Origin of the sequence: Streptomyces sp. BF23-19 (assembly GCF_041106355.1) — a bacterium.
Taxonomy (GTDB): Bacteria; Actinomycetota; Actinomycetes; order Streptomycetales; family Streptomycetaceae; genus Streptomyces; species Streptomyces virginiae_A.
In genome coordinates this window covers 1-4,944 of sequence record NZ_JBGBPT010000174.1, presented here as the reverse complement: position 1 = coordinate 4,944, position 4,944 = coordinate 1, and the positions used below count along the sequence as shown (strand labels likewise).

Sequence of the window (4,944 nt, the reverse complement as noted above, 5' to 3'; positions counted from 1 at the left end):
CCTCCGATGGGGGGCGTCACATCCGTTATGGCACCCCGTAGAGGAACACGGTATCCGAGGCGGGAGCCGGGCCGGCTGCCTCGTCGCCTGGCACAGCCGCAGCACCCTGTGGGGCACCACCGTCTGGAACCGCGATGCCACTGCCCACACTCCCCTGCGCTTCCCCGGTCAGTACTTCGATCCCGAGACCCAGCTCCACCACAACTACTTCCGGCACTACGACCCGGAAACGGCCCGCTACCTCACTCTCGACCCTCTGGGCCTGGACCCGGCGCCCAACCCGGCCACGTATGTCGACAACCCCCATGCGCTCTCCGACCCGCTCGGACTCACACCGTGCGACGAGAACGACCCCACGTGGGGCGGGCTTGTCAGTTACAGCACCGGACCTGGGGGCCGCGCCGGCACGATGCACGCATCCATCCGGCCGCACATGACCGGAGGTAAGACCAGGCCGAGAGTGAGGGGTGGGGTGGCGGGTTGGGAAATCGGTAAGGGATACAACAGGACCCACCTGCTCGGCGCACAAATTGGCGGTTCCAACAGGGATCCCCGGAACTTCGTCACCATGCATGCGTACGCCAAAACTCCCGTTATGGTCCACATCGAGAACCAAATCCGTGACGCCGTCGACCGAGGTGAAACGATCGAGTACACGGTCACCCCGATCTACCGAACAAACAACGCGACGGATCTGATTCCCGTGGAACTCACTCTTGAGGTCAACGGAAGCCGGGGATTCCAATTCCGGCCCTACGAAGGCCAGGACTTCAAATCCGACGTCATCACTATTCTTAACCTGCCGAAGAGATAGCGGAACCCAAGCTGAAGGAGCGGCCGTGAACCCTGCCATCGCCCACCTCGTCCAAACCATCCCACCGTCGGATGCCCCCCGGGCCCACGACTGGGCGCAAGTTGAAGAGGAGCTCGGTACGATCCTGCCGAGCGACAACAAGCAGCTCGTCGACCTCTACGGTGGTGGGCTCTTCGACGACGCCATCTGGGTACTGGAGCCGGACTGCCCCAACAAGTACTACGACCTGGTGACGGAGAACCGTGACCGCGTCGAAGCACAGCAAGGGCTCTGGCGGGGCGGGGAGCCCAAGCCCGCCGAACTCGAAGAGGCAGGATCCCGCACTATCGCCTGGGCCGTGACCGAGAACGGTGACTGCCTGTACTGGCTGGCCCGCACCGGCCAGGAACCAGACCAGTGGACCGTCATGATCAAGGAGGGACGCGGCCGGGAATGGGAGTTCCATGCCCAGTCGTGTTCCGAGTTCTTGCAGTCCATTCTTGTCACCGGCAACGCCGAGTCCGATATGTTCTACGACTTCCCGACGGAAGAGCCGCACGAGTTCCGTTCCAGCGCCGGCTTCCTGTGAGTTCTCGGCTCACCTACACTCCGGCCCACACAAGACCTACGATGTACCCGCCGTGGAACGACTCATCCAACTCGTGCTCCCTCCCCCTCCCCCGGCAGGGGCTCACGTCTGACCGCAGGGCGCCTTGGATGTCGCTCTGCTGGTGAAGGTAGGGGATCTCGTTGAGCGCGTCGACGGCCGGGGAGACCTTCGGGTCGCCGGACTCGCGGATCTTCTCCCAGTAGCGCGCCAGCTGCTTCATCGTCGCGTTGACCTCTTCGAGGAGGATCAGCAGCCGCGGGCCGATGTCGTTCGGGTCGGCGCCAATGCCCAGTTCGTCGGCGACGCGGACCCGGCGCCGGCCTTCCAGGCCGAGGTGGACGAGGGCGTCGTGGATGTCGGCGATGTCGCGGCAGTAGGTGACGCCGAGGAGGCCGCTCGCCCACGGGTGGGAGATCCGCTTGGTGTCCAGGACGAACACGAGCGAGCCGTGGTGGAGCATCCGACAGGCAATGCAGCGCAGGGTCACCGACTTGCCGCCACCGGTGGAGGCGTTGACCAGGATGTGCGGGGATTCGGCGTCCAGGTCGACGGAGACGATCCGGCCGCTGGCGCCGATCCCGATGACGGGCGCGGACTCCTTGGCCTCACCAGCTCCCGCATCTTGGGGTCCTTGAAGAGGGCCTTGGCCGGGGGCTTGCGGTCTTCTTCACCAGCACGTACGGCTTGGCTCCGGCCGGGTGCCAGGAGAAGGTGACGCCTTCCAGGCCGAGCTTCTGGGTGATGAGGTCGGCGACGACGTCGCGGGAGAAGCCCAGCCAGGTGGGGAGGTCGACGCGTATCTCCGCGTCATCGTCGGAGAAGTTGCGCGGGATGTGGAGGTAGCGGCGCGGGTCGGTCTGCTCCGCGATCCCCAGCGGCTGGGCGAGCGCCTCGTGCAGGGGAACGACCCACTCGCGCATCAGCTCCCGGCGCTCGCGGGTCAGCAGCCGGTACGCGACGCCGCCGACCGCGGGGCCGGCGGACTCGGCGCGGCGGCCTGGGCGCTACTCTCGCGCCGCCAGATCGTCGGCTTCTTCAAGGAACTGCTCCGGGCCCGGGCAGACCGCACCCCGCAGCCGTCGGATCCACAGCCTTCGTGCTCAGGACCGACGCCTGACGGCTGCCACTGAAGTTGGGTCGACGGTTGTCCGTGTCAGTGAAGATGGACTACTGCCCAGTTCGTGTCAGCGAAGTTGGGCCATTGGCGCTGTGGTACCGGGGTCGCGTCAGGCGGCCTCGACGGTGGCGATGCGGTACACGACGTAGAAGGCGACCGAGGCCAGCAGTGCGAGCCTGACTGCCGAGAACCACAGGGCCAGGGTGCGGGGGGGCTCGGTCCCGGCCCGTGAGAGGAGGACAGTCGTCCCGGCCAGCGACGAGACCAGGAGGACGGCGGCCAGGAAGAAGGCCAGGGCCACGGGTGACGTGGGCTCGGTGGCGGGGCCGTAGTCCTCAGTGATGCCGGGCAGCAGCAGGCCTATGGCACACAGCACGAGGGACGTCAGCATCGTGGCCAGGAAATCGAAGGCCAGGGTGATGGCCCACCCGACGGGCAGTCGACGGGACGGGCGCGGCATCTGGTTCACCGGCATGCTCCCCTGCCTGACGGTTTCCCATTGGTCCAACTTCGCTGTCACAAACTAGCGGCGGCCCAACTTCGTTGGCAAACAGCCCATGGTGCGGTCGATCTCCAGGAACGCGCTGGAGCCGTCGGCCAGGAGCACCACGCCGTCGGGTACCAGGTTCCCGGCCGGGGTGGGGTGGGCGACTTCCACCCCACCAGTCCGCGTGGTCGGCCACCTCCGCCTGGTGGAAGACGACGATGGTGTCGACCAGGGCGAGGCCGTGCTCCCGCAGGCCCGTCTTGCCGGCCGCGCGCCTGCCCGTGGTCCGGCCGACCGTCGGCGCGAGCTCACCGGAGGCCGCGGCTTCGGCGAGGCCCGCCGGGGTGCAGTACCAGTAGCTCTGCCGGGCGCGGTGGGTCCGGCCGACCAGGGCTGGGGATTCGTCGACCAGGTTGCGCAGCGCCCGGCGTACGTGGTCGGTGCCCTGCTGGTGCGACAGCAGCAGAGCCTTCAGCTGGCAGGGTGTGGCCAGGCGCAGCTGGGCGAGAGTCAACAGGACCTCGCCGCGGATGTCCGCGCCGGCCTTCGCGGCCGCCTTCCTCCCGGGCCGGGACGCTTCTCCAGGTACATCAGTAATGGGAGAAGAGGCGTTGCAACCCGCCGTGACGGGCGAATCAGGGGTCTGATCAGTACCAACGGTCAGACGGCGGCTCGGGGCTGCGGAGCTGGGCGCGGGGCTCGCCGCGATCGACCCCGACTGGAACCCTGGCACGCTCGGGTGGACCGTCGACTGGCAGCGGCACTACGCCTGCCTCACCCAGCTCCTCGCCGAGGGGGCGCGCCCGACCGCGATCGTCCCCGGCGTGACCCGGCACGGGGAAGACGTCGGACGGTGGCTCGCTTCGTAACGCCGGAACTGGGACCGACTGAACGAGGAACAGCAGCACCGGCTCCGCGAACTCGGCGTAGAGAAAGCCCCACGCGCCCGCAGGGTGGCGGCGAAGACGACTACGGCCGCCGGGCCGCGCGCGGGCGGCACGGCCTTCCAGAATAGTTCGCCGGCCGCTACGGCTGACGGCGGCCCGTACCGGGCCGTTCGGATGACCGGTCCGTCACTCCTGAGGGTGGAACACAGCGGTCAGTGGGCGCAGCCCCGGCCCGCCGCGGCCCCCTCCCGACCCGGTGTCCCAGAAAGCTGGGGCACCCAAGAAACCGACGGACGGAAGTGGTTCGCGCATGCCCCAGCACTCCCCACGGCGCCGGGCCGGGCGCGCCGGCGCCGCCGGCGCCGCCGCCTTGGCGCTCGTACTCGGACTGCCCACGGCGGCCACGGCCGCTCCCGGCGATCTGGACCCCGCCTTCAGCGGCGACGGCAAGGTCGTCACGGACGTGACCGGCTACGAGAACGTCTCGGGCATGGCCGTCCAGCCCGACGGCAAGATCATCACGGTGGGCGACGGCTACTTCGACGAGACCGGCGGCGACTTCGTGCTGGTGCGCTACAACGCCGACGGCAGCCTGGACACGACCTTCGGCGGCGACGGCATCGTCAACACCGACTTCGACTTCAACAACGACGAGGCCAGGGCCCTGGCTCTGCAACCCGACGGCAAGATCATCGCGGTCGGCGGGTCCACCTCGATCGCCGGCTACGGCGACTGGGTGGCCGCCCGCTACAACCCCGACGGCAGCCTCGACCCGACCTTCGGCACCGGTGGCAGGGCGGTCACCGACATCGACCCGGACGCGATCGAGACCGCCATGACCGTGGCCGTGCAGCCCGACGGCCGCATCGTGGCGGCCGGCCAGAGTTTCGCGAGCTGGGTCGTGGTCCGATGGAACGCCAACGGCTCCCTGGACCCGGCCTTCGACGGCGACGGCAAGGCCGTCACCACCTTCCCGGGCGGAACCTTCGCCTCGGCCGCCGACCTGGCCCTCCAGCCCGACGGCCGGGTCGTCGTCGCCGGGGCCGGCCC

At 68.7% G+C, this 4,944-nt stretch carries 7 protein-coding genes and 1 pseudogene; 3 read left to right on the top strand and 5 right to left on the bottom strand.

The genetic code is table 11. The features are described from left to right. A partial coding sequence (locus AB8A24_RS42915; RefSeq protein WP_369479219.1) for an RHS repeat-associated core domain-containing protein occupies nt 1-814 on the top strand: 814 nt, incomplete at its 5' end. Nucleotides 815-839: 25 nt separating this feature from the next. Beyond that, entirely contained in the window at nt 840-1,382 is a 543-nt protein-coding gene (locus tag AB8A24_RS42910) for a hypothetical protein (protein WP_328965428.1), read from the top strand. A 13-nt stretch (nt 1,383-1,395) separates the two neighbouring features. Here AB8A24_RS42910 and AB8A24_RS42905 read toward each other — a convergent pair whose 3' ends face one another. The 5 genes and pseudogenes from AB8A24_RS42905 to AB8A24_RS42885 all read right to left on the bottom strand — a co-directional run. Then, nucleotides 1,396-1,863, bottom strand: a complete 468-nt coding sequence (locus AB8A24_RS42905) for a hypothetical protein (protein WP_328965427.1) — start codon at nt 1,861-1,863, stop codon at nt 1,396-1,398. A 145-nt stretch (nt 1,864-2,008) separates the two neighbouring features. Continuing rightward, entirely contained in the window at nt 2,009-2,323 is a 315-nt protein-coding gene (locus AB8A24_RS42900) for a hypothetical protein (RefSeq protein ID WP_328965426.1), read from the bottom strand. A 306-nt stretch (nt 2,324-2,629) separates the two neighbouring features. Then, on the bottom strand, nt 2,630-2,989 hold the full coding sequence (locus AB8A24_RS42895) for a hypothetical protein (protein WP_328966169.1): 360 nt from the start codon (nt 2,987-2,989) through the stop codon (nt 2,630-2,632). A gap of 54 nt (nt 2,990-3,043) precedes the next feature. Next, nucleotides 3,044-3,178 carry a hypothetical protein gene (locus tag AB8A24_RS42890; RefSeq protein WP_328966168.1) on the bottom strand — a complete coding sequence of 45 codons (135 nt, stop codon included), beginning with the start codon at nt 3,176-3,178 and terminating at the stop codon, nt 3,044-3,046. A 37-nt stretch (nt 3,179-3,215) separates the two neighbouring features. Beyond that, nucleotides 3,216-3,740: pseudogene (locus tag AB8A24_RS42885) on the bottom strand (hypothetical protein); the annotation flags it as partial. Nucleotides 3,741-4,204: 464 nt separating this feature from the next. Here AB8A24_RS42885 and AB8A24_RS42880 point away from each other — a divergent pair. Further along, the coding region (locus AB8A24_RS42880) for a delta-60 repeat domain-containing protein (protein WP_369479218.1) at nt 4,205-4,944 on the top strand (740 nt) is incomplete at its 3' end.